This window comes from Thermogutta sp. (genome assembly GCF_039793925.1).
Lineage (GTDB): Bacteria > Planctomycetota > Planctomycetia > Pirellulales > Thermoguttaceae > Thermogutta.
Genome location: NZ_JBAMME010000247.1, coordinates 13139 through 34002, shown reverse-complemented (window position 1 = coordinate 34002; position 20864 = coordinate 13139). Strand labels below are relative to the sequence as shown.

At 56.4% G+C, this 20864-nt stretch carries 13 protein-coding genes; 8 read left to right on the top strand and 5 right to left on the bottom strand.

Annotated elements, in window-relative coordinates; genetic code table 11:
- Window positions 1-1993, bottom strand: a 1993-nt coding sequence (locus tag ABJK56_RS11865) for a sugar-binding domain-containing protein (RefSeq protein WP_347244883.1), incomplete at its 3' end; no start/stop codon positions are given.
- Between the two features lie 29 nt (window positions 1994-2022).
- Here ABJK56_RS11865 and ABJK56_RS11860 point away from each other — a divergent pair.
- The 3 genes from ABJK56_RS11860 (at window position 2023) to lpxA (ending at window position 5161) form a co-directional block, all read left to right on the top strand.
- The gene (locus ABJK56_RS11860; RefSeq protein ID WP_347244882.1) at window positions 2023-2175 is read left to right on the top strand and encodes a hypothetical protein; all 153 of its coding nucleotides are present in this window, start codon (window positions 2023-2025) and stop codon (window positions 2173-2175) included.
- A gap of 180 nt (window positions 2176-2355) precedes the next feature.
- A complete protein-coding gene (locus tag ABJK56_RS11855) occupies window positions 2356-4065 on the top strand; it encodes a flagellar basal body P-ring protein FlgI (RefSeq protein WP_347244881.1) in 1710 nt (569 codons plus the stop codon).
- A 226-nt stretch (window positions 4066-4291) separates the two neighbouring features.
- Window positions 4292-5161: an acyl-ACP--UDP-N-acetylglucosamine O-acyltransferase gene (gene lpxA / locus ABJK56_RS11850; protein WP_347244880.1), complete on the top strand. Its 870-nt coding sequence runs from the start codon at window positions 4292-4294 to the stop codon at window positions 5159-5161.
- Window positions 5162-5236: 75 nt separating this feature from the next.
- Here the strand turns inward: lpxA and thpR are convergent, their stop codons facing one another.
- Both thpR and glmM read right to left on the bottom strand, forming a co-directional pair.
- Window positions 5237-5812 carry an RNA 2',3'-cyclic phosphodiesterase gene (gene thpR, locus ABJK56_RS11845; RefSeq protein ID WP_347244879.1) on the bottom strand — a complete coding sequence of 192 codons (576 nt, stop codon included), beginning with the start codon at window positions 5810-5812 and terminating at the stop codon, window positions 5237-5239.
- Window positions 5813-6119: 307 nt separating this feature from the next.
- Window positions 6120-7469 (bottom strand): phosphoglucosamine mutase, encoded by a 1350-nt coding sequence (gene glmM / locus ABJK56_RS11840; protein WP_347244878.1) that lies wholly within the window; start codon window positions 7467-7469, stop codon window positions 6120-6122.
- A 922-nt stretch (window positions 7470-8391) separates the two neighbouring features.
- Between glmM and ABJK56_RS11835 the strand changes: the two genes are divergently transcribed.
- The gene (locus ABJK56_RS11835; protein ID WP_347244877.1) at window positions 8392-10215 is read left to right on the top strand and encodes a phospho-sugar mutase; all 1824 of its coding nucleotides are present in this window, start codon (window positions 8392-8394) and stop codon (window positions 10213-10215) included.
- A 72-nt stretch (window positions 10216-10287) separates the two neighbouring features.
- Here ABJK56_RS11835 and ABJK56_RS11830 read toward each other — a convergent pair whose 3' ends face one another.
- Window positions 10288-11661: a PFL family protein gene (locus ABJK56_RS11830; RefSeq protein WP_347244876.1), complete on the bottom strand. Its 1374-nt coding sequence runs from the start codon at window positions 11659-11661 to the stop codon at window positions 10288-10290.
- 127 nt (window positions 11662-11788) lie between these two features.
- Window positions 11789-13150 (bottom strand): gfo/Idh/MocA family oxidoreductase, encoded by a 1362-nt coding sequence (locus tag ABJK56_RS11825; protein ID WP_347244875.1) that lies wholly within the window; start codon window positions 13148-13150, stop codon window positions 11789-11791.
- A 188-nt stretch (window positions 13151-13338) separates the two neighbouring features.
- On the opposite strand from ABJK56_RS11825, the gene ABJK56_RS11820 reads away from it, so the two are divergent.
- The 4 genes from ABJK56_RS11820 (at window position 13339) to ABJK56_RS11805 (ending at window position 20782) form a co-directional block, all read left to right on the top strand.
- On the top strand, window positions 13339-13782 hold the full coding sequence (locus ABJK56_RS11820; RefSeq protein ID WP_347244874.1) for a hypothetical protein: 444 nt from the start codon (window positions 13339-13341) through the stop codon (window positions 13780-13782).
- A 389-nt stretch (window positions 13783-14171) separates the two neighbouring features.
- Window positions 14172-15752 carry an efflux RND transporter periplasmic adaptor subunit gene (locus tag ABJK56_RS11815; protein ID WP_347244873.1) on the top strand — a complete coding sequence of 527 codons (1581 nt, stop codon included), beginning with the start codon at window positions 14172-14174 and terminating at the stop codon, window positions 15750-15752.
- 17 nt (window positions 15753-15769) lie between these two features.
- A complete protein-coding gene (locus ABJK56_RS11810) occupies window positions 15770-17422 on the top strand; it encodes an HlyD family efflux transporter periplasmic adaptor subunit (RefSeq protein WP_347244872.1) in 1653 nt (550 codons plus the stop codon).
- Between the two features lie 63 nt (window positions 17423-17485).
- Window positions 17486-20782 carry a CusA/CzcA family heavy metal efflux RND transporter gene (locus tag ABJK56_RS11805; RefSeq protein WP_347244871.1) on the top strand — a complete coding sequence of 1099 codons (3297 nt, stop codon included), beginning with the start codon at window positions 17486-17488 and terminating at the stop codon, window positions 20780-20782.
- Window positions 20783-20864 lie beyond the last annotated feature (82 nt).

The window sequence follows — 20864 nt, the reverse complement described above, 5'->3', positions numbered from 1 at the left end:
GAGAAATGGCCGAAACCTCCCAGGTACGGAACGCTCTCCAGGCATCTTCCAGGTACCTAGCCAAGATCGGATAGCGCTCGTCGAAATCGCTGGACCCGAGCTGGTGCGGATAATCCCAACGGTGCCACAACCGACCTTCTCGAAATTGTCGGGCTTCCCACCGAAGATTGCGTTTTTCCTGTTCACTGATTTGATACGCGCGGGCCCCAAGAAACTGGGCGTTCCATTCGGCAAGACAGAAATCCCATGGCACTACAGCGCTACCGAATTCGCGCTGACCTTTGTACCATCCTCGATACATCGCCCAGTCCCACGTGAAAGGAGCACCGTACTCGCATGCGAAAAACGGCTTCACCCCTGTCGTCGACCAATGCTCGAACCAGTCGCAAAGCTCCTGGATGGGTACCCAATTGGGGTAAAAGTTACTCGTGTGCATGGTGCCCAGATTGCCCGATGAATGGTGATAAACCGGGCGAGTGGGATCAAGCTCCCGGATGATGGCTTCTGCCCGGAGGGCTCGTCGGGCGTTGTTCAGCGACCAACCATCGCGGGGATCATTAATGCCATCGATAAAGTCTGGATTCATGTCCTCGTTATAGCCGGTCGCGTTGTGACTCGTTGCGTACATCACAACGCACGGATGGGAGCCTGCCACTCGGGCATAAAACTCCGCGTGCTGGCGGTAGCCGTTGGTCTTTTCAGCATCCGGCGATTGCCAATCGTAGTGGGAAAAATGCGGCTGAGAGAGAGCCACCAGCATCCCCACATCATCCGCGGCCCGAAGTAGTTCCTCGAAGCTCAGGTGCGAACCTGGAAGACAGTCATAATTATGGGTATAGACAAAGTTGATGCCGAAACTCTTCAAACGACGAAGGCTCTCACAGGCTGCTTCATAGGTGCACCACGCAGCGCCCACCTGGGCGTTGTCGAGCGGGACCGCCGAAAGAAAGATCCGTGTCCCATTGAGATAAAAGTCCCGCCCGTTAATCCAGAACTCGCGGAATCCCCAGCGAATAGGAAAGCATTCGTCGAGCACGTTATTCTGCTCGTCAAGCAATGATAGGACCACCTCGTATTGATTTTCAGGTGTGTGAATGTCCCAGACTTTGCCTGGCCGCCATCGGTCGTCGAAAGCAAAGAAGTTATTATCGAGCTTTGCGCCCGGGAAAAGAGGAGAAACAACTTCGCGGACGTTCTTACCGCCATCTCGGTAAACAGCCTTAAGCCGATACGGTTTCTCACCGCTGGCCCGGTCAATGGAGGCCATTATGCGCACACTACCTTGACGATAGGAACTCTCAAGCCGAGCAAATCGGATGATCGGACCTTTGGGACGGCTCACCAGGAAAACGTCGCCGCACAGCCCGCGGCGAGCCACACTCCCCCGTACTTGTCTGGCCGCATTGCTGTCCGTGTAGGCCATCAACACTCCTTTGAGAGGAATTGCTTCCACAAGAATGGACAGCGTGTAGTTTTTTCCGGGCTCACAGAATGGAGTAAGGTTGACTTCCCCGGCCGGAAACACGATGACGCCCACTTTCTGTCCGTTGATGAAAATGGTGGCAAGGGAGTTGACGTATTCCGTCTCAAGGACGATCTCACGATTTCTCCAGCTCAGCGGAACTGTGAAGGTTCGCTGATACCAGGCTGCGGAAATGTCCCGCAATCGGACGCTGGCCCATTTCGGGTGGGGATAGACCACCTGGCAGTCCTTCTGCATGTAATCCGTGATGCCTGGCCAGGGGCCGGGGACCTTAAAATAACCCCATCCTTGGCTGGGGACGTTTTCTTCACCCCCTTTTGCGGGTTGCCATTGCCACAGGCCGTTGAGACATACCCGTTCGCGAGTCGCCGTGGTCTGAGTGTAGGCTTTTTCGAGGTCCCAGACAGCCTTTATCCCGGGCGGGAGCACAGAGACTTCGGCTTCGCCAAAAACGAAATCGGTGATCGCGAGGGAAATAATAAGCGGCCATATAACGCGACGGAATGCCATGGGAGAACTCCTTCGGGAGACGGTCGAGCATGCTGCGGGGAGAGGTGTGCGAAGGCTTCAATCTGACCAATAAAAGTAACCTGACGGTTGCCCAGACACAACTGGTACCTTTGGCGGGCAGTCTTTGGTGGCACGCCTGCCGTGGCGCTGTGTTCGATGCGCACCGGTGCTCGGGCTATTAGACTGGCTGACGAAGACCGGAATTGACATTGAAAAGGACGCAATCTTTCTCTTACAATGGTCCCTTGCTATTGAGAGGGGGAGCGACTTGCCTGGCGCAGGTTCGTACGCAAGGACAGAACGGAGTAAGTGGCCCAAGATTGGATTGGTGGGGCCAGATACACAGTGGCATGGATGCCGGTATGAGAACTCGCTCGCTGTGGCTCGTGATTGTAATTCCGGTGATGTTGGGGTTGGTCTCCTGCATCATCGGATGTTCTCTCTGGATGACGGGGTCTAAAACTCCCGTCCTCGGTGAAACAGCGGAGGTCAAGGCGCCGCGACTCGTCGGCGATCTGGCGGTTCCCTATGGGTTGCATACGATCGTCGTGGAAGCGATCGGTCTGGTGACTGGTCTCAACGGAACCGGGAGCGACCCACTTCCGTCACCCGAGAGGCAGTTTTTGCTGTCGGAAATGCAGCGCCGCGGTGTGCAGAATCCCAACTCGGTTCTCGCTTCCAAAAACACAGCGCTCGTCTTGGTGCGTGGTTACCTTCGGCCGGGAATCCAAAAGGGGGACGTCTTTGACGTCGAAGTCCGGGTGCCTTCACGCAGCGAGACGACCAGCCTCCGCGGCGGATTCCTGCTCGAAGTCCCTCTCCGAGAAATGATGATTCTTCGTGGAGCCGTTCGGGAGGGGCACGTCCTTGCCAAGGCGTCCGGGCCCGTGCTTGTGGATCCCTCCGCCGATCCGGAAAAGGACCCGGTTTATGCCACCCGTGGACGGATTTTGGGCGGCGGCGTGGCTGAGCGCTCACGGACTCTCGGTCTTTTGCTCAAGCCCGAACACCATTCGGTGGCCAATGCAGCCCGAATTGAAAGCGCCGTGAACCGCCGTTTTTACATCGTGCAACGAGGTATTCAGGAAGGTGTGGCCCGCGCAAAGACCAACGAATACGTGGAGCTGAAACTTCACCCGCGGTACAAAAATAATATTCCTCGATATGTGGCTGTCATCCGGGCTATTCCGTTGCGCGATAACGAACAAATTCGTCTTCAGCGACTGCGAGAGCTGGAATCCGAGCTCCTCAATCCAGCCACCGCACCGCAGGCAGCGCTGGAGCTCGAAGCCTTGGGCGCGCCTGCGATCGAGGTTCTGAAAAAGGGTCTCACGGCGTCCTCGCCGGTAGTTCGATTTCACGCAGCAGAAGCACTTGCCTACTTGGACTGTCCAGAAGCAGCGCCCGTTCTGGGACAGATTGCGCGGGATGAACCAGCGTTTCGAGTGTATGCGCTCGCCGCTTTGAGTGCACTCAACGACCTGGAATCGATAGAGATTCTTCGGGATCTGCTCAAATCTTCCAGCGCGGAGACCCGTTACGGTGCTTTCCGAGCCCTTGTCGAATTGAACCCCAACGATGCCGCCATTGCTGGCGAAAAGCTCGGTGATCAATTCTGGTATCATGTTGTCCGCACAGAAGGGCCGCCAATGGTGCACGTTACAAAGAACCGCCGGGCCGAGGTGGTTCTTTTTGGCGACGACGTTCGCCTGAAAGGAACATTCGCACTGGAGGCAGGGAACCGCATCATGGTGACCAGCCAGGAACCAGGAAAGGTCACCGTTTCCCGTTTTGCTGTCAATGAAGCGGACCAGAAGCGATTTGTGAGCAATAGTCTGGACGAAATCATTCGGGCTGTTGTGGAATTGGGTGGGACATACCCTGACGTCGTTCAGATGCTCCAGGAAGCCCGTGCGGCCGGAGCTCTCGAGGCACGCTTTGAGGTGGACGCAGTGCCGGAAGCAGGGCGGCGTTACGAAGAAAAAGACGCTCCCAGTGAGTCGGACGCTGCTCCCAGCACTGTCGCCGACCATGATTCCTCCGGGAGCCCTTCCGGCGGCGTGGGAAGCTAAAAAGATAGAAAATGGGTCAACCCGAGAGAACTGAAAAGAGTCGCTCCGGGCAGAAAAGTGCACGACCGTCGCGATAAAACTGAACGAAAAATCGTGCCGGTCCGATACATTCTGACGAGACGCTACAATCGATACTTTTGGTAAGAACAAGTGAAATCGAATCGGCATCGCTCTGGTCAAGAGACGGTGCATAGCTCATTGGGATCGGGAGGACACGGAGGTCAGCATGGCTACGCGGATACATCCGACAGCGGTGATCAGCCCACTGGCGGCCATCGGTTGTGACGTGGAAATTGGTCCGTTCTGCGTCGTGGAGGAAGACACCCAGATCGGCGACGGTTGTCGGTTGGAGGCTCGGGTTACTATCAAAAAAGGGACGGTGCTCGGCGATAACAACTGGATTTGCGAGGGTGCGGTCCTCGGTGGAATCCCGCAGCATGTGCATATTCCGGAGCGACCAGGAAAGGTGATCATAGGCTCGGGAAATGTAATTCGCGAAAATGTCACGATTCACCGAGCGCTCGATGAAGAAGATGCAACTTTGGTGGGCGATAACAACCTCCTTATGGTCAATGTTCACATCGCTCACGATTGCCGCATCGGCAATAACACTATTTTTGCCAACAACGTCATGCTTGCCGGACATGTTACGGTGGGAGATCGGGCGTACGTGTCAGGCGCGGTGGCGGTGCACCAGTTCTGCCGCATCGGCTCCTTCGCCATGGTTGGTGGACAAGCACATATCAACAAAGACGTGCCGCCATACGTGACGGTTGATGGTTTGAGCAGCTACGTCGTGGGGCTTAATCAGATTGGACTTCGACGGGCGGGATTTTCCACGGAGGCCATCGAGGAGTTGAAGCGCGCCTATCGCGTCATCTATCGAAGCGGGTTACTCTGGAACGATGTCCTGGAACAATTGCGGATCAACTTTTCGAGCGGCCCGGCTGCGCTGTTTTATCAGTTTCTGGCCACCACGACGCGTGGAATCATCCCCGAACGACGGACACCGACAGGCGCAACCCTGAAGTTGCACAAGGCCGACGATCAAGCGGATGAAGACGACGGCTACCGACGAGTTCGCGTGACGGGCTGACTACCCCGTCCCAAAGGTCCAACTCTTGTGCGGGGCGAATCTCCTGGCCGATCGTGGTTGTCAGCCTCGATGGGCCTAGCCTTTCAACTCTGCGTGCCCCATCGGCTCATAGACGGGACCGGTCGGAAGGAGCTCACTGGAAAAGATCACCAGTTGATCGACGGTCGTGGGGCCGAACTCCGCGTCCTGATATTCGCGGAGCATGGCGACCAGGTGTTCCAGCGCCCGCCCGCTCTTGCGGACCCGTCCCAGAGTGAGATGGGCATGAAACTTTCTTCCTTCTCGCGGAAAGCCAATGGCGCTGAGAGCAGTTTCCACCCGCTCGTTAAGTGCCTCCATCTCCGCAGCTCCCAGGTCCACCCCGAGCCAGATGACCCGTGGTCGTTCCAGTGAAGGGAACGCTCCCACGCCACGAATTTCCACGGTAAAGGGTTCTACGGTAGCCACGCATTCCTCAACAGCCCGGCAGACGTGATAGACGTCTCGGTAGTCCACATCGCCCAAAAACTTGATCGTCAAATGCATATTTTCCGGGGCGACCCAGGTGACGTCCGCTCCCGACTGGCGAAGCTGCTTAATGAATTTGGATGCGCGGCTGCGAACTCCTTCGTCTACCTCCACCGCGATAAAGGTCCGAACTTTGCTCTTCATTGGCTTCGCGCCCTCCTCGTGGTGCTGACCTTCCCTCCGTCAGTTCCTTTAAACGCAATTCGTTTTCAGATGCTTCTTTTTTGAGCTTTCATCAACTCCACCTGTGTTGCATGAAAGCTCGTTGTCCCTCCTTCGTTTTTCCCACAATTCCCCCGATTGTGGCGGTAAATACCCGGATGTCCTGATGAAAAACGGTCCGCTTGGCTGAACCAAAGCATTGCGGTGGAGCGAGACCGGCTAGCGGAGCAAACGATCGCTTGCATCTTTTTCTCTATTTTATGCTTCTTCTTTGCTTTTCGAAGGTAACTCAATCGATCAACGGGGCAACGGCCTGTTTCACAGTTTCGCACAGCTCCATAGCTTCTTCTTCGCGCGGGGCTTCGGCGATGATCCGGATGATGGGCTCAGTATTGCTGGGACGGATAAGGACCCACCGGTTGGGGAGATCGATTCGGAGCCCATCCATGCGGTCTGTCCGACCATCGCGAAACCGCCGCGTGACCGCCTGATAAGCCGCCTCCAGTTTTTCGGTGGGAAAGCTCATTTTCGTCTTGACGATGGCGTACCGAGGCAACTGAGCCACTAGGTCCGCCACGCTGCATCCTTCCTCCGCCATCGCTTCGAGGACGCAGGCTATCCCCACAAAACTATCTCGAATAAGAACCACCCGCGGATCAATCGGGCCTCCGTTTCCTTCGCCGCCGAAAACCGCGTCATGGGCCAGCATCGCGTCAACCACATTGGCCTCTCCCACGGGCGATCGGAAGAATGGTACTCCGTACTTGGCTGCGATATCCTGATTCATGCGACTGCTGGCGCAGTTGGTAACGACGGGCCCCTTGCGTGACTTCAATCGGTGGTGGAGACACAGTGCGAGGGTATACTCTTCGCCGATGTAGCGGCCTGATCCGTCGATGATCGCCAACCGGTCCCCGTCGGGGTCTTGACAGAATCCGACATCAGCCTGGCATTCGCGAACGACCTGGCAAATCCCGACGAGGTTTTCCGCAAGCGGCTCCGGCGGGTGCTCAAATGCGCCGTTGGGAATTTCCCCCCTCGGAATGACTTGGCAGCCGAGTTTTTCCAGCAAAGCCAGGCCAAGCTGACTGCCCGCTCCGTGATTGGAGTCCAGGACCACTCGGAACCTCCGCTGCGATATCTTTTCCACGTCCACAGTATTGAGAATCGCGTTCAGATGGGGGGTGATCGTGTCAGGGCATGTTTCCACACTGCCGATTCGGTTAAACCTTACCCAGTCATATTTCCCGGTGCGGTAACGCTCAAGCACCTCCCTACCGGACCGATCCGGAATGACGCGGCCCTCCGGGCTGAGGAGCTTGAGGCCGTTATATTCGGCTGGGTTATGGCTCGCTGTGATCTGGATGGCACCAGCAGCCCGATAGTGTTGCACGAGGACGCCGACCGTCGGCGTTGCGGCAATTCCCACGTCCAGGACGCTCCGCCCGGCAGCGGTCAGCCCGGCAATCACCGCAGCGTGGAGCATCTTTCCACTCGGGCGTCCATCTCGTGAAACCACAATCACCCCAGGGGGAGCTGCGGCTGCCCAGGCCGCTGCGAATCTGAGGGCGACTTCGGGCGTCAAAGATTCTCCGACGACTCCGCGAACTCCGGAAACGCTTACGATAAGTTCACTCACGGGAGCCTCCCCACCAATGGACCGGCGAATTTACCACGGAAACACTCATCCCAACCTGGTTTGTCCAACCAACTTGTTCCTTCACCTGGTTCCACTTAAAATGCGCTGAGTGGCCTCGAGAGGAAGGCATGGCCTACTCAACGTCGGTGTTGTCTCATGTTATACGAAAAACGGCGGATGGCTGTACAGTTCAGAAAATCGGGTGGGACAGCCCAAAAAGCTTCGAGAACCACAGGGATTGTAACAAAACGTGTAACGCCATTCACTTGGATAGAGGACAGTGCCTCAAAAGTGGTACCGCAAATTGAGGGATCGATCGCTTGTGCGGTCGCCGACGACGGATAGAAGGTCCAGGCAAAAAAGGCGCAATGAGCCGATGCAAAGGTACGGTCGAAAAAGAGCCGCAGGAAAGTTTCTCCAAGTATTGTGAGTGACGATCAACACTAACTCAATTGGCGAAAGAGCATGGATCCGGTGGCATTTGCCGATTCTCCGGTCTTGGTAGGAGCAGGAATTTATTGAGATTGCATGGCTTGAAGCAAACCACGATAAAACGTTGGAAAAAGGATCTCGCCTGATGGCTTGCAATTACAGGTTTTTCCACCGTGGGCTGGATAAGTCTGACCGGCAGCCATCGCTTCTTCTGGTTCCAAAAAGGCAGACCAGAATGAGTGGTGCTCTCAAATGGAAGCGATCTAAACTCTTCGTCCAGGTCCCGCAATCCAGTCGGCTTCGTGCGGTCGCGGGTCGAGAATGGAACATCTCGATTTGCTTCCTCGGATAGCTCTCGGGGCGACAGAATATCTACCTGTTGGTAGGCAAATGGCTGCGATTTCATGCCATATGAGACTGCGCTCCGCGGGATCGGCGATGCGTATTTGCTCGACTAGATAAACACCAGGTAATCGGAGAGGTGGTCCGTATGACCATGGCGCGGGACATCGTGCAAAAGTATTTGTGTCAACTTCAGCAGGCGTTATCGCAAGGAAAGATTTCTCAATCTGCGGCAAAGAATATCGAGCGATGGCTGGTGGAGCCACGATATGCCGAGTATGCCCCGCAAGTGGCCCAACTGATCGACCAGGAAGAATGGAAACTCCTTGATGATGTATTTTGGCAGGTCATCCCGTTCGGCACGGGTGGCCGTCGCGGGCGGATGTTTCCGGTCGGGTGCAACGCCATTAACGAGCGGACAATTGGGGAAAGTGCCCAAGGGGTGGCGGAGTACGTAAAGAGTGTTTTTACCGGACAACAATTGGCCTGCGCGATTGCGTATGACACGCGGCATCGCTCGCGCCAGTTTGCCGAGCTTTGTGCGGGGGTCATGGCGGCGAGCGGATATAAGGTTTATTTTCTGGACGGGTTCCGCAGTACGCCTGAACTTTCTTTTGCCGTTCGTTACAAAGGCTGCCAGTGTGGCATCATGGTCACCGCGAGTCACAATCCCCCGAGCGACAACGCGGTGAAAGTTTATTGGTCAAACGGTGGCCAGGTGCTGCCGCCACACGATGAACGAATGATCGAGGCGGTGATGGCGGTCCAGGACATTCAAAAAATTCCATTTGAGGAAGGACTCCGGTCGGGCCAAATTGTTTGTTGTCAGGAGGAAGTCGATCGGGCCTTTGTGGAGGCCATCCTTCGTCAGAGTCATCCTGGCCCACGGAATTTGCGAATACTCTACTCTCCATTGCATGGAGTGGGAGCGTCGGCAGTAGTGCCGGCTCTGCAAGCAGCGGGGTTCAATGACGTCCATATCTACGGTCCACATGCCGAACCCAACGGTGATTTTCCCAATGTGCCGGATCACATTGCTAACCCCGAAAACAAGGCAGTTTTCGAGCCGTTGATTGCCGAAGCTGTGAAGATCGGTGCGGACATCGCCCTGGCTACGGACCCAGATTGTGACCGGCTCGGGTGTGCGGTTCCCATTCGCTCAGATAGTCAATCGCCGTGGACGACGCTGACCGGAAACCAGATTGGTGCGCTTCTGACCGATTACGTCATTCGCAAAACGCAGGAACAGGGGCGCCTCAGTGCGCGTCACTATGTCGTGGAAACACTCGTGACCACACGACTGATTGGAAGGATTGCGCGGAATCACGGTGTGCGGGTCATTGACGACCTCATGGTGGGTTTCAAGTGGATTGGGGCCACCATCGATTACGAAGGGCCGGAATACTTTTTGCTGGGTGCAGAAGAGTCGTACGGTTTTCTGATCGGCGATCATGCCCGGGATAAAGATGGGGCTGTTGCCGCAATGGTGCTGTGTGAGCTGGCGGCGGAGCTGAAGGAGAACGGAAAAACGCTTGCCATGCGACTCGACGAGTTGTTCGCGACTCACGGGTTGCACGAGGAAACGGCTTTCTCCATTGCCCTTCCAGGGCAGGAGGGCATGCAAAAAATGGTGGAACTGATGAATCGGTTTCGATCCGATCCGCCAAAGTCTCTCGGGGGAAAACCTGTAGTTCGCGTGCGGGATCTCAATCAGCCGCTGGGGCAGTACGAAGATGAGTTGGAATTGGCAATGGCGGTGGCACGCCGGGGAAACGTGGTTGTCCTCGAGCTTGATGAACAGGGACATCAGTATGTGGCGGTGCGGCCGTCGGGTACGGAACCCAAGTGCAAATTCTACATTTTCGGCTACGTGCCACCGGAGGAATTGGCAGGCCTGGCAAAAGACAAAACCATCTTGCGTCGGCAATTAGACGCCATTGCCGGTGATCTTCGGGCTTACGCCAACGGCTGACAATAAACCAGGTGGCTGCAACCGTCGATTACCCGATCACCGGGCAAACAGTTTACTGAACGGAGTACACTGTCAGTTACCAAGCGATTGCAGTGGGGCCGGGATGCGCCCTCCGAATTGAATGAAGCGGGCAGAAGCACCAGCGTTGCGGACTTCAATGACGGGTGCGGACCCGAAGAGCCCGCCAAAATCCACCCAGTCACCAGCTTTCGCTCCTGGGACTGGAATAAGCCGGCACGCCGTGGTCTTGTCGTTGATGACTCCGATGGCCATCTCGTCGGCAATCAGGGCAGAGATTGTCTCCGGCGGTGTGTCACCGGGAATGGCCACCATATCCAGACCCACTGAACACACGGACGTCATGGCCTCGAGCTTTTCCAGGACGAGGGAACCCGAGCGTACCGCTTCGGCGAGAGCTGCATCTTCACTCACCGGGATAAATGCACCGCTGAGACCTCCTACCGAGCTGGAGGCGAACAGCCCGCCTTTCTTGACGGCGTCGTTGAGCATCGCCACAGCCGCCGTGGAACCAGGAGCACCAATACGATCGATGCCCAGCGTCCTGATGATCTCGCCCACGCTGTCGCCCACCATGGGAGTGGGCGCAAGTGAAAGGTCCACAATTCCAAAGGCCACACCCAATTCTGCTGCAACCTCGCGACCGATGAGTTCCCCAACCCGGGTGACTCGGAAGCTCGTAATTTTGATCTCCTCTGCCAGCTCGCCGAGCGTTACTTTGTCGCCGCGTTCCAGCCTGCGTTTGAGGGCACTTCCCACAACCCCGGGGCCGGAGACGCCAATGTTTACCGTGGCTTCTGGTTCCCCTGATCCCAGATAAGCACCAGCCATGAACGGATTATCTTCCGGAATATTCGCAAACACGACCAGCTTTGCACACCCGAAACCCTTTCGGTCAGCAGTGAGCTCGGCGGTTCGCACGATGATCCGGCCCATTTCTCGCACGGCGTCCATATTGATGCCTGCCTTGCGCGAGGCCACATTGACCGAAGCACACACTTTCTGAGTGGAGGCGAGGACTTCAGGAAGACTGTCGAGGACCACCTGGTCTCCCGATGAGATTCCCTTGTGGACCAGTGCCGTGTATCCTCCCACAAAATCCACGCCGCAGGCAGAGGCTGCTGCATCGAGGGTCCTGGCAACTTGAAGGGCCGCGCCTTTCCCGTGACCGGCTAAAAGCGTAGAAATCGGCGAGATGGCAAGACGCTTGTTGACCACCGGGATTCCATACTTAGCCCCAACGCGGTCGCAAATATCCACCAGCCGGGACGCCCGGGCAGTGATTTTTTCTTTGAGTTTGCGGCACATATGATCGACGTTGGGAGCCGCACAGTCTTCCACATTCAAAGCTAGAGTGACCGCCCGAACGTCAAGATGTTCGGCGTGAAGCATCCGGATCGTAGAAAGGATTTCGTCAGTTCGCAACATGGAAGTTCGTTCCCCACGCCCTGGAAAATATCCGAGAATCGTTGTCAAGAAGGGAGGGGAACCCAGGACAGGCCCCGGGCTCCCCTCAGTTGAGCACATTCCTGTGTACTGTTTTTAATATGCGGCTTCACAGCGCTTTTGTGAAGCCAGGCATCGCGATGGGGTACCGGCCATTTTCATCTGGCTGAACAGGAGCTGGATCGTCTAGGCTGGTCCACTTTTCCAGATCCGGTGCCAATACCAGGTCGGAATTGAGGGCCTGCTCCCAGGTTACTTCCTGACCCGATTCCACCGCCATCCGACCCATGATCGCCGTGAGGCAAGACTTGGCACAGCGTTCCGTCTCGTTGTAAGGTTTATCGTTGCGAATCGCATCGAAGAGCAGGTCGAGTTCACGCTGGTAATGATTGCAGGGCGGACCCTCGTACTTCCAGATCTCATTGTCGGCTGTACGCAGATGGCCTTTGTAGAGGCGTGGGTCGGGGATTCCCTCTCCGAGCACAGCCGAGCCGCTGGCCCCATGGATCACGTCACCAAAAAAGCCCCAGCAGTTGGCCATGTGTCGTCCCTGGGCAAACATCCGCGTGCCGTCCTTAAAGGTGTATTCGGCGGCATAGTGGTCGAAGAGTTGATCGGGCTCTGTACGGACCTGACGGCCCCCCTGACCTTGACAGGAAATCGGCCAATCTCCCTTTACCCAGCAGCATACGTCGATATTGTGGATGAGCCAATCGACTAGAAAGCTCCCGTTCAGCCAAGTGAAACAACTGTAGTTCCGAATCTGATGGGCCAATTCGCTTTCGCCGGGCCTTTTGGGCCGGAATCCCACCGGCCCATGCATCCGGTAAGCCCAAGCCGTGATCACGGTGCCGATGGCTCCATCGTGGATTTTCTCGATGATCTGTTCCAACGGCAGGTAATGGCGGCTCATCAGTCCGCCTGCAATTTTTAGGTTCTTTTGCTCAGCGAGCTTACCGGCCGCAAGTACGCGACGAATCCCGGGGGCATCCACGGCGAAGGATTTTTCCATGAAAACGTTTCGTCCCTGCTGGACAGCGTATTCGAGGTGAACCGGTCGAAATGCAGGTGGCGTGGCCAGCAGAACGACATCGCCCGGGTTGAGTGCGTCGATGGCTTTCTTGTAGGCATCGAATCCCAGAAACTGCCGCTCCGGCGGGACATCTACCTTATCCGGAAAACTTTGTTTGAGATTGTTGAGGCTCGCGTTGAGCCGGTCCTCGAACACGTCCGCCATGGCAATGAGCTTGACCGGACCAGGAGTCGAGAGGGCATTGGCTGCAGCCCCGGTTCCGCGACCACCACATCCTACCAGTGCCACCTGGATGAGGTGGCTTTCTCCTGCGTGTACCATCCGGGCAAGAGATCCGGTTGTCAGCAGAGCCGAGGCAAGTGCCGAAGCTTTTATGAAAGTTCGCCGATCAGCATCGTTGGTGTTGCACTGCGTTTTTTGGGGAGTACGGGTAGTCATAGCGGGTATCCTTTCAGAAGCAAACAACAGGACACGGCAAGTCCAATCAAATCGGCGGAGCCGTTGGCACTCTGAGAATACTTATTCAGCGTGGGCGCGTCAATGCGCCGAATTTGTCTTGATTTTTGTTGTGATAAATTGAAGAATATCACTGGATGTGGTCATCTGGCTTTCCCGGTGTAATGGGGATGCACACCAAATTTACATTTGCAGACATCAATTGGCTTGCGTTGCTGCTCTACGTCGGGAGCAACCTGATCGTATTTGAACACGCCGCTTCGGTGACCGCGGCTCTTCCTATTTGCGTAACGAGGCTTCTTGAACGAGATCATTTGCTCTTCCGATGCGATCGGGAGTCGTGTGTTTCTCCCCAGAATGGCACAGAGCCCGGAGGGCACAGGGCCAAAGCCGCGGTAGGTCAAGAATGGTTTGGAGACCGGGATCCGGCAAATCGCGCTCATTGTGCCTGTGGGTGTGGTGTGTGCGTCGTGGCCACTAACCTCTATATCCCGGCGGAATTCATAGCAGTCAATTTACCCGTGGAAGTGCACTGGGCCAATCTCCTCTTGGGCGAGCAAAACGCTGACTTCCGAACTGACGACCTTTTACGACCTCCACGACCTCTTGTCTGAATGGGCGCAGTCTGTGGAACTTTGGCACGCGCGTTGATCTCGCGGTGAATCCGCGCCCATTTTATACGTGAATTCCGTCACCCTTTGGATGCCGGTGGCGTCATCATGTGGGCAGTCCGGCCCAAAGTTATGTATTAATCGGCAGCACCCGCGAGACCTTTTCCACCCAGCGGCAAATTGGCTCGCGAATGAAAGGTCTGACCTTGGTGTGCAGCCGTTTGACAGTTCGCGTCGTGTTCAGCAGCCGGGTGTTAGTGCTTAATCAACCGGGGCGTACGCCCGCTCGATTTTTCGGGTTCATAGACCGCACCTGTAACGGCTGCTGATTGTTCGGCCACAGCCAGAACGGCATTGCGGAAAGTTGCGTGAAGCCGATGAGGAAACATGTCATGCCGGATACAGCAATGCCAGCGGAGTCGCGTGGAAAGCTCATTCGCCAGTGGGCTTCCCGAGCAACACAGGGGATACTTCATGTCCTTGTTCTCGGCGGTCTTGCCGCTCTTGGAATCTGGGGACACGAAACGGGATGGCAATTTCGACCAGCACGGCACCATCAACCCAATGTTCGGCGGGATGCGGAGACTTCACGGGTTCAGGTGCACTGGATGCCCCGCGAAGTTCTGGTTGCAAAATACTGTGCAACACACGCAATCTACTTTTGTCCGTGTGCGAACAGTTCAGGAAACTCGCACGATCGCAAAACAGATAGCCCACGTGAGCAGGGGCACAGCGGTCTCGCGATTGCTCAGACGGACACCAGCGGAATCCGCACTGAGCCACCCGCATGGGTAGGGGCCGTTCTGCAATTTGGGCTCCGGGACCGGGCAAAGGGACAGGCGGTCACGACTGAAATGGTCATCCCGCAGCCGGTTCGCGAGGTAATTCACGGCTACGGACGATTCTCGTTTTTTCCCGCCGATCAGGCAGAGTTGAGGACACCCCTGTTCGGGACAGTGTGGCGACGACAGAAGAATCCGTATGAGTGGGTCGATGCGGGCGAGATCATCGCGCTGATTGATTCCCCGGAATTGGTTGCTTTGAAGGGGGAGTATCTTCAAGCGTGGATCGAACGCAAGGCAGCCAAACAAAAGCTGGAGAGCCTTGCTCAGGCGCCCGTTTCGGAACAGGAAAAACAATTGGCGGCGGCGGAGTTGACGGAAGCCACACTTCACCTCCGGGCGGCTGCTGAAACCCTGATCAGCTACGGGCTCCCTCGTCCGGAGCCTTCACCCGATGCGGAAGATTGGACCCGGGTGCGTGAGGTATTGCGTTCCCTGGGACTGGAAGATTGCTGGGGAAAGTTGGGAGACAGCCTGCCAGCTTCTTTACTACCGCTGCGGGCTCCATTTTCCGGCGTTGTCGTGGACATCCCCCCAACTGAAGGGCAGGTCGTGGAACAGAACGCGCTCGTGTGCCGTTTGGTCAACCCGGTGCGGCTGCTGCTTGTCCTTTCACTGAAAGGGGAGGATGCCGTTCGTGTTCGGCCGGGGCAACGGGCGATCGTCCGCGCCGAAGGTGTGCCAACGCTGGGAGAAGGCACCGTCGTGTGGGTAGAGCCTGTGGATGATCCTGTGCGAGCCCATGTGTCTGTTCATCTTGAAGTGAAAAACCAGCAAAAACTCCTGAAGGCGGGTGCTTGGGGAGAAGCGGAGATCATCGTGGGCGAGACCAGTCACGTGCTGACCGTGCCCAAAGCGGCTCTCCATCGCGATGGGGCGACGTGGTCTGTGTTTGTGGTGGATAACGAGTCTGCAACACCCCCAACAGGACCACGTTTTCAGGCTCGCATGGTTCGGATAGGTAACCTCCGCGGAGATCGCTACGAGATTGTGGCGGGACTTCTGCCCGGTGAGCGGGTCGTTGTGCAGGGGAGTGATGTGCTCTGGAACGAGCTCTGCCGGGCGTTAAGTTCCCGGCCTCATCAAGACGGGGAGAATCGTGAACACCTGGCGACCGGCCAGGTGGATTGAACAGGGAGGCGGAAAGCATGAATGTCGAGCATCGTTCGTCTGAGTCGATGGCAACTGAGCGTGATCAAAAAACGCGGGGTCACAGATCACGTGGAGATCGCGAGATCAAGACAATCGTGAGCGTTGCGGGATTCTTTGTATTAGGGCTGGGGATCTCAGCGGTGGCGTTCTGGAGCGGCGTCAGTCCGCGTGTGATGGGGTATCTACAACTTTTGGGACGTCGCGCCGACAACGGGCGACATGAGAGCGACCGCGCGCCCGGGGGATGGTGCGCAGAGCACCACGTCCCGGAGAAACTGTGTCTGGGGTGTTCGCCCCGACTGTGGCCGAAGCGGCGATTCCAAGGGCCTTGGTGTGAAAAGCACCGTGTTCCGGAATGCCCGCTCTGCTATCCCGAGATTGCCGAGTTGTCCACGAGTCCGGAGATTTTGCCCGTGGATTTTGAAAGGGCGTCTCGTGAGTCGGATAGTCCGATTAATCCCGACTGTACTCTTCACCAACACTTTGTCCAGATTTCCTCGGCGGATGTGTTGACGCGTCTGGGTGTGGAGGTTTTTCCAGTGACGCGAGGGACGCTCCAGGAAATCGTCGAGACTCAGGGACGTGTGGAGCTCCGCTTTGGAAGCAAAGTGCACATCAGCGCCCCTTTTGCGGGTATTGTCCGACACATCGCTCGGCAGGAGGGAGATTCTGTGCAAAAAGGCGACATCCTGCTCGAGATGGAGTCCTCCGAATTGGCTAAGTGGCGTGCCGATGGGCGGAAGGCTGCTCAACTCGTGGAGTTGCGCCGTGTGCAAATGGATCGGTTCGCGTCCCTCAAAGGCCTCACCGTCGCACCGCGCGTGGTGGACGAGGCCATCGCGCTGTGGGAGCAGGCGTGTGTGGAACACTGGATCAGTCGGGAAAAGCTGAACTGGATGGCGAGGACCACTGCCCGACCAAACAGTGAGTCGTTCGGTACTACGGAGCTTGAGGTCGGCATCACGGAAACCTCAGTTTCTTCGCAACATCTTCCCCCAAGCGAAAATTCATCTCGCGGAGATCCGGTGTTGTCGATTCACGCGCCGATGGCAGGTAGGGTCTTGTCATGTTTTGTGGGCCCGGGGCAGCATGTCGTTGCGGGGCAGCCCCTGATGACCGTGGGTGATCCGAACCAGCTCATGCTTATGGTGTGGATCCGTCCGGAAGATGCTTCTCGCGTTCGGTCAGGCCAGCGGGTCGTTTTTCAGCACAGTGGCCATGTCGAACCGGATCGAGGCAAGGTGGTTGCAGTGGGCCCTTTAATCGACGAGCGCACCCGTACGGTAGCCGTGTGGACAACGCTGGATCCAACCGAAGAGGAGAATCACGTGGGAACGGCCGGTCGGGCGGAAATTATCATTGCGGAGGATCGGAACGTCATCATGGTCCCGGAATCAGCGGTTCACTGGGAGGGTGACTGTTTTGTCGTATTCGTTCGCGACCGGGATTTCGATCAACTGCCCTACAAAGTCTTCCATGTGCGGAAGGTTCGCATCGGAAGAAAAGTGTGGCACAAGGATCAAGAAATGAGAGAGATTTTGGCCGGGCTCTTGCCAGGAGAACTTGTGGCCACCACCAACAGCTTTGTGCTGCGGGGGGCGCTTCTGGAAGAGCGACTTGGGGCCGGTTGCGCAGACCACAACAGCTGACTCTGGAAACAAACGGGCGATCGGCGCGTGCGCCGGGAGCGGAAACCAGCGAGGTAGAATCGCATGCTTGAGCGGCTTATTACTTGGTGCCTGGAAAATCGTTTTCTGGTGGTGCTGGCTGGAGTTGTGGTTGCGGGCGTGGGCAGCTTCTCGCTGCTCCACTTGGATGTCGACGCCTTTCCCGACACAACCCCCGTTCAGGTGCAGGTGAATACAGTGGCTCCGGCCCTCGGGCCTGAAGAAGTGGAACGCCAAATCACGATTCCCCTCGAACAGGTGTTCGCCGGGCTTCCCCAGTTGCAACTTCTCCGATCAATCTCCAAGTTCGGCCTTTCGCAAATTGTGCTCACTTTCCGTGACGGAACAGATATGAAGTGGGCACGCCAGGTCGTTGCCGAACGCCTGACCATGGTCGAGCTTCCCGAGGGGATCGAGCGTCCCACACTGGGGCCGATCTCTACCGGGCTGGGAGAGATTTTTCATTATGTGGTGACCCTCAAAAACTGGGATCCAGTGAACGCCACACCGGAAGAACGAGTAGAGAAGCTTACTTACTTGCGGACAATCCAGGACTGGGTGATCAAGCCTAAGCTCCTGGCGGTTTCGGGGGTGACTGAAGTCAACTCATGGGGAGGATACAAGAAGCAATATGAAGTGCGGCCCGATCCGCAGAAACTCCTCTTCTTTAATATCACACTCGAGGACGTCATTCGAGCTCTTGAAGCCAACAATCTGAACGTTGGGGCCGGTGTCGTGCGCCAGTACGGGCAAAGCGTCCTGGTGCAGGGGATCGGGCGGATTAGTAATGAAGAGCAACTCCGGCAGATTGGCGTGACTTCTCGAGATGGAGTACCCGTCCGCATCGGGGATATAGCCGAGGTAACAGTGGGTTACGAAATTCGCCGCGGGGCAGTTACGGCGAATGGTAAAGGCGAGGCTGTCCTCGGCTTGTGTTTCATGCTGATGGGGGAAAACAGTCAGCAAGTGTGTGCAGCCATCCGGAAGCAACTGGAAGCAATAAAAGCTATCCTCCCCCCGGATGTCGATGTCCACGCTGTTTACGACCGTACAGAATTGGTCAACTACGTCCTGGAAACCGTGCGGAAGAATGCGTTTGAGGGTGCTCTGCTGGTGATTGCCGTGCTGTTCTTGTTTTTGGGCAATCTCCGGGCCGCCGCGATCGTCGCTCTGGCGATTCCCCTTTCTATGCTCGTCGCGTTCACGGGAATGCTTAAGTTCGGAATTGCAATCAGTCTTCTCAGTTTGGGAGCGATCGACTTCGGCATGGTGGTGGATAGTTCAGTGGTAATGGTGGAAAACTGCGTCCGACACGTGGCGAAGGGCGATCTCGTCCGCGGCTCCATGGTCGACCTGGTACGGCAGGCCGCCATTGAAGTTAGGAAGCCCACGCTGTTTGGCGAGATGATCATTATGATCGTTTATTTGCCAATTCTCGCCCTTGAGGGAATAGAGGGAAAAATGTTCCGCCCCATGGCTCTTACGGTTATATTCTGTCTGTGTGGCGCACTGGTTCTCTCTCTGACGTTGATGCCTGTGTTGGCGAGCATCGTTCTGCCGCGCCGGGTTCAGCATCGAGAGCCCCTGGCCATCCGTTTGGTGAAGGCCGTCTACAAACCCGTTTTGAACTTGTCTACCCGCTATCCGGGAATAGTGCTGGCTATCGCAATTCCATTTGTTGTTCTCGTGCTAGCTGGAATTGGACCACGATTGGGCAGTGAGTTCTTGCCGAAGCTGTCGGAAGGGTCTTTGACCATCAACGTAGTACGGTTAACGGGCACAAGGCTGGAAGACTCCATTGCGCTCAACACACGTATGGAAAAGATCCTTCTGGACGCGTTTCCCGACGAGATCAGAGAGGTCTGGAGCCGCATCGGAACTGCTGAAGTGGCAACCGATCCCATGGGCATTGAACTGACAGATATTTATGTGATGCTGCGACCGCGCACTCAATGGAAAAGAGCTCGCACCCAGGAAGAATTACGTCAAAAGATCGAAGAAGTCCTTCGCGTCATTCCCGGTCAGCGATTGGCCTTTTCCCAGCCAATCGAGCTCCGCATGAATGAACTCATCCATGGTGTGCGGAGCGACCTGGGAATCAAAATCTTTGGTGATGACTACGACGTACTTCGGGAGAAGGCGGCACAGATAGAAACCATTCTCAAACAGATCCCGGGCAGCGCGGATGTAGCCACGGAACAGGTGACGGGACAACCTGCTCTGGAACTCCCCGTTAAACAAGATGAAATTGCCAGATACGGTCTTTCAGTCAATTCCGTCCTGCGATCCGTTCAGGCTTTGGGCGGCTACAAAGTTGGAACTGTAGTGGAGGGAGATTACCGCTTTCCGCTGGTCGTAGCTTTGGATCCATCATACCGGGAACACCCGGACAGGCTCTCCCAAATGATTCTGAAAACACCCGCTGGCCAAAGTATTCCTCTTGCCCGTCTGCTCGAAGTTCGACGCCGCGAAACGCCCGCCACAATTACTCGCGAATGGGGACAGCGTCGCCTCACGGTGACGTGTAACATTCGCGGTCGGGACCTGGGAAGTTTTGTGGCAGAAGCCCGCCGCCGAATTAACGAGGAGGTGCTACCCACGCTGCCCTCGGCAAGATACTTCATTACCTTCGGAGGTCAATTCGAAAACTTCGAGCGGGCTTTCGCGCGGCTGGCAGTTGTGGTTCCGCTGGCAATGGGCCTTGTGCTGTTTCTTTTGTACCTCACCTATCACAACATTATCGATGTGTTACGGGTGTTCACTGGAGTGCCATTCGGCTGGGTGGGCGGGGTTCTCGCATTGTGGTTCCGTGATATGCCCCTCTCGGTCTCGGCAGTGATCGGATTCGTCGCTCTTTCCGGAATCGCGGTGCTGGACGACATGCTGCTCGTCAGCACGATCCGTCAGCTCCGTCAAAGTGGGCGAAGCGTTTCAGACGCGGTCCGGGAAGCGGCCATCATCCGGTTGCGGCCAGTGCTCATGACGACTCTGGTGGCTAGCCTGGGCTTCTTGCCGATGGCACTGAGTACTGGTCAGGGGGCAGAGGTCCAGCGGCCTCTGGCTACAGTTGTTATCGGGGGCGTTATCGGAGCGATGGTGATGTCGCTGCTCGTGCTGCGGGCGCTGTACCTGGTCTTTGACGGGGTAGCTCATGCGATCTTTCAATTCTGCACACGCGTGCTCGGAGCAAACCCGGAGTCCACTTCTCGCTGGTTGGGGCTTGATGTCGAATCCTCAACCCAGAAGTCAGCCATGGAAGAGCCCACAAATGACTCAAACCGGATGCCTAAAGTCCAGGTACCCGAAGCGGTCAGCGCAAGTAACACAATTAGCAGCGATTAGTTTCTCCATTTCCCGCAATGGGGCGCTTTCTTCATCGAAACGGATGAGATTAATCTGTGGCAAGATAAAGAAGATGTGCTGA